This is a genomic window from Nocardiopsis lucentensis DSM 44048 (assembly GCF_000341125.1).
In the GTDB taxonomy this organism is placed as follows: Bacteria; Actinomycetota; Actinomycetes; order Streptosporangiales; family Streptosporangiaceae; genus Nocardiopsis; species Nocardiopsis lucentensis.
The window spans coordinates 483-4,905 of sequence record NZ_ANBC01000131.1; the positions used below are offsets into that span (position 1 = coordinate 483).

Here is a 4,423-nt window from a genome sequence, read left to right on the forward strand (position 1 = left end):
GTGACCAGCAGCCACCGCTCGCCCAGCACGCGGACCCCCGGGACGGTCGCGGGCGCGGTGCACGCGTGCACCAGCGTCTCCGCTCCGTCGGCGACACGGCGCAGCCACACGCCGCGCACGCCTCGGGCGCCGTCGCGGCGGACGTAGAGGAAGGAGGGGGTGTCGTCGGGAACCCACGCCACGTGGGAGTAGCGCACCCCGGGCACGGGAGGGCCGACCGCGGCGCCGGTACGGGTGTCCACGACGCGCAGTCCGCCGCGCTCCACACCGCCGCTGGAGGTCTGGACGGCGACCAGGCTCCCGTCGGGACTGGGCTCCCAGGCGTCGAGGGTGGTGCGCCCGGTGGGGTCCTCGGCGCCGGGGTCGAGGACGGTGCGCGCGGGGCCGTCGCCGTGTTCGGGCAGGACGACCAGACGGGGGTGTTCGGCGCCGGGGTCGCGCACGGTGCTGAAGAGCAGGCCGGGCCGGTGCCGGGGCGGCGTCCACAGTTCGGTGCGCACGAGGGCGCGGATGCGGTCGGCCAGGGGAGCGCGCAGCGGCCACGCGGCGGCCTCGCGCTCGTACTCTCGGGACCGCTCCGCCAGCCAGCGCTCGGTCGCGGGCGAGTCGGGGGACTCCAGCCAGCGGTAGGGGTCGGGGACGGGGCGTCCGTGGAGGGTGTCCACGACCGGCGGGGGGCCGTGTGCGGGGGCGACTCCGGGGGCTCGGTTACGCACCATCACATCGTTGGTTCACCCCTGTAGGTCGGTCAAGCAAGACCTGTCTGACCAGTGGGCACACGAGTGTGGCGCACCGGTCAGGTTTGGCGTGAACACGGTGGGTAACGCGCCGGTGGGTGGTGGCCCGCGCCTCGCGCGAAGCGTCCCCTGGGCGATGGCGGGCGACGGGTGGGCCCCGGCCGCGCACGCGCGGCCGGGGCCCGTCGGTGACGCGTGTGGGCGTCCCCCTCGACGTTCTACGCGTGGTCGGGGTGGCCGATGGCCAGGCCGCTCTCGTGGTCGAAGAAGTGCAGCTGGCTGACGTCCACGGACAGGTTGAGCGCGCTGCCGGGCCGAACCTGGCTGCGCGGGCTGACCCGGGCGGTGAACTGGGTGCTGTTCTGGGACAGGGGCAGGGAGTCGCCGTCCTCCTCGCCGTCGCCGGCGGCGTCCCTGGCCAGCGCGGTGGCGTCCTCGTGGCGGACCGGCGGGGCGTCGACGGAGAAGATGACGTTGATCTCGGTGCCCAGCTCCTCGGTGACGTCCGCCTTCACCTGGATGGTGGGGTCGTCGTTGCCGTCGAACTCGGCGTCGTTGAAGTCGGAGGGGCGGATACCCAGGATGATCCGCTTGCCCAGGTAACCGCGCAGTGCCGGACGCGACTCCAGCAGGGCGCCGGAGACGGGGAGCTTGTGGTCGGCGAAGGTGAGCACGGCCCCGTCGCCGTCGGCGGTGAGTTCGGCGTCGACGAAGTTCATGGCGGGCGAACCGATGAACCCGGCCACGAACAGGTTGACGGGGGCGTCGAACAGCCGCTTGGGGGTGTCGACCTGCTGGAGGCGGCCCTCGCGCAGGACCGCGACCCGGTCGCCGAGGGTCATCGCCTCGACCTGGTCGTGGGTGACGTAGACGGTGGTGACGCCGAGGCGCTCGTGGAGCTGGTTGAGGGAGGCGCGCATCTGGACGCGCAGCTTGGCGTCGAGGTTGGACAGCGGCTCGTCCATGAGGAAGGCGCGGGGCTCGCGCACGATCGCGCGGCCCATCGCCACGCGCTGGCGCTGACCGCCGGAGAGCATGCCCGGCTTGCGCTTGAGGTAGGGCTCCAGACCGAGCATCTCCGCCGCCTCCTTCACGCGGCGGGCGATCTCGGGCTTGGCGACCTTGCGCAGCTTCAGACCGAAGGCGAGGTTCTGCTCGACGGTCATGTGGGGGTAGAGCGCGTAGTTCTGGAAGACCATCGCGATGTCGCGGTCCTTGGGCGGGCGGTCGTTGACGATCTCGTCACCGATCACCAGCGTTCCGTCGGAGATCTCCTCCAGACCCGCGATCATGCGCAGCGCGGTGGACTTGCCGCAGCCGGAGGGGCCGACGAGCACCATGAACTCGCCGTCCTGGATCCGCAGGTTGAGGTTGTCGACGGCCTTGACGCCGCCTCCGTAGATCTTGTCGACGCCCTCGAGGACGATCTCCGCCATGGTTCAGCTCCCGCGCTGGGTCGTGGTGGGGGATCTCGCGGGAGATCCCCAGCACCCTGTGTTCTTTCGAAGTTGATCGAAACAGGAAGGTTTGCTGATCACATGAGACATGATTCTGATCGAAATGTCTAGAGCTGGTTGCTGATTGATCAGATTGCGGTCAGTCACAAACCCGTTCGGTCCAGCTGGCGTGGCGGCCTCAGGTGCGTTAGCCTGTCCGACGGTTCATCACGTTCTCCCCACACGGTCTCGGCGCGGTCCCCACGACACGGCATCCGGGTTGAGGCATCGGGTTGGGGAGTCTGGGTAACCTAACGACCAGTCCAGCACTGGACGGACCGGTTGTGTGTCCCCCACTCGTCCGATCGGACGCTGCATCACGCGCCAGGTGCAGCCGGGGTCGGGTGAGGGGCGGATCGCCACAACCGGGCGGGGGGTTGGACCCGGAAAAGGCCCGAACATCCAGTAGACAACGGTCTTCCGAGCTCGCCGCCGACGGGACGGAGCCGGTCCGAAGGGTGGCTCGGGCCTTTTCCGCGTCCCCCCATATGCTGACCACGAGCACTCCCGTCCCCAGCGGAAAGCGAGCAGCCACGTGGTCGCCGAGAACACCGAGCAGGACACAGCCCCGGCGTTCGGCGGATCCGCGCCGCTGGCGGACGGATCCGGGGCGGCGCGTCCGCCGTCGGGTCGGTGGAGACGGGCCACGACGATCCCCGCGGGCCACCGCTGGGGGCGCCACGACCTGCTCTGGCGCCTGTGCGCCGCCGTGGGTTCCGGTCTGGCCCAACTGTTCGCGCTGCCCCCGTACGGCTGGTGGTGGCTGGGGCCGGTCAGCGCCGCGCTGTTCCTCCTCGCCGTCGCCGGAACCCGCCCGCGCCGCGCCGCCTGGCTGGGCCTGGTCGCCGCCGCGACGCTCATGGTGCCGCTGGTGCACTGGCAGGACATCTTCGGCATCGACGTGTGGTTGATCATCGCCGCAGCCGAGTCCGTGTACTTCCTGCCCATGGCGATGGGCCTCACCCTGGCGGCGCGACTGCCCCTGTGGCCGCTGTGGACCTCCGCCCTGTGGGTGGCGCAGGAGGCGGTGCGCGCCCGCTGGCCGATGGGCGGCTTCCCCTGGGGCAAGCTGGCCTTCGCCCAGCCCGACACCCCCTTCGTCGGCTACGCGGCCCTGGGCTCGTCCCCCCTGGTGACCTTCGCGGTCGCCCTCACCGGCGGACTGCTGCTGTGGAGCGCGCTGCGCGTCGCCGGGGCCGTGCGCGACTCGGGCGCGGCCCGGCTCCGGGGGTTCGGGACGGCCGCCGTGGGGCTGGCCGCGGGCGCGGCGATCGTCGCGGGAGGAGCCCTGGCACCGGCGGTCGGGCGGCCCTCCGAGGCCGGGACCGTCACCGTGGGGATGGTGCAGGGCGACGTGCCCAACGTCGGTGAGATGACGGTCACGGGGGAGCGCGCGCAGGTGCTGCGCAACCACGCCGACGGCGTCCACGCCCTGGCCGACGCGGTCGAGGCGGGTGAGTACCCCCAGCCCGACATGGTGCTGCTGCCGGAGAACGCCAGCGACATCGACCCCTACCGCGACCCCGAGGCCGAGCTGATCATCTCCGAGGCCGCCGAGGACGTCGGAGTTCCGCTGTTGTGGGGGATGAGCCGGTTCAACGACGACGGCACCCGCTACGTCCAAAGCGTGGTGTGGGACCCCGAGACCGGGCCGGGGGAGCGCTACGTCAAGCGTTTCCTCGTGCCGTTCGGCGAGTACATCCCCTACCGCGACTTCTTCACGCGCTTCGTCGCGCGGCTCGAGCAGGTCTCCTCCGACGCCGTCCCCGGTACCGAACCCGGCGCCCTCGACGTGGCGGGCACCACCCTGGCCGTGGGGATCTGCTTCGACGTCGCCTTCGACCAGCCGGTGCGCGAGGCCGTCGCCGAGGGCGGACAGATCATCGTGATCCCCACCAACAACGCCAACTACAACTTCACCGGGCAGTCCAACCAGCAGCTGGCCATCACCCAGCTGCGCGCGGTCGAGCACGGGCGGCCCGCCGTGGTGGTCTCCACCAGTGGCATCAGCGCCGTGGTCAACCCCGACGGCACCACCGCCTACACCTCGCCCGAGGCCGAACCGGACATCCACGTCGCCGAACTGACCGCCGCCGAGGGCACCACCGTCGCCACGAAGCTCGGCGCGGTCCCCGAGACGGTGCTGAGCGTCCTGGGGCTGGGCGCGGTGGTCGCCGCCGCGGTGGCGGG

General features: G+C 71.6%; 2 protein-coding genes and 1 pseudogene (1 of these 3 running past the window's edge). 1 reads left to right on the forward strand and 2 read right to left on the reverse strand.

Features of this window, described 5'->3' with window-relative positions:
* Together D471_RS32935 and D471_RS0104225 are read right to left on the reverse strand one after the other, a co-directional pair.
* Positions 1-719 (reverse strand): annotated as a pseudogene (locus D471_RS32935) (prolyl oligopeptidase family serine peptidase) (its annotated part extends 482 nt beyond the left edge of the window); the annotation flags it as partial.
* Positions 720-955: 236 nt separating this feature from the next.
* A complete protein-coding gene (locus tag D471_RS0104225; protein ID WP_017597473.1) occupies positions 956-2,173 on the reverse strand; it encodes an ABC transporter ATP-binding protein in 1,218 nt (405 codons plus the stop codon).
* 712 nt (positions 2,174-2,885) lie between these two features.
* Between D471_RS0104225 and lnt the strand changes: the two genes are divergently transcribed.
* Positions 2,886-4,423, forward strand: a 1,538-nt coding sequence (lnt, locus tag D471_RS32940; RefSeq protein WP_241479565.1) for an apolipoprotein N-acyltransferase, incomplete at its 3' end; no start/stop codon positions are given.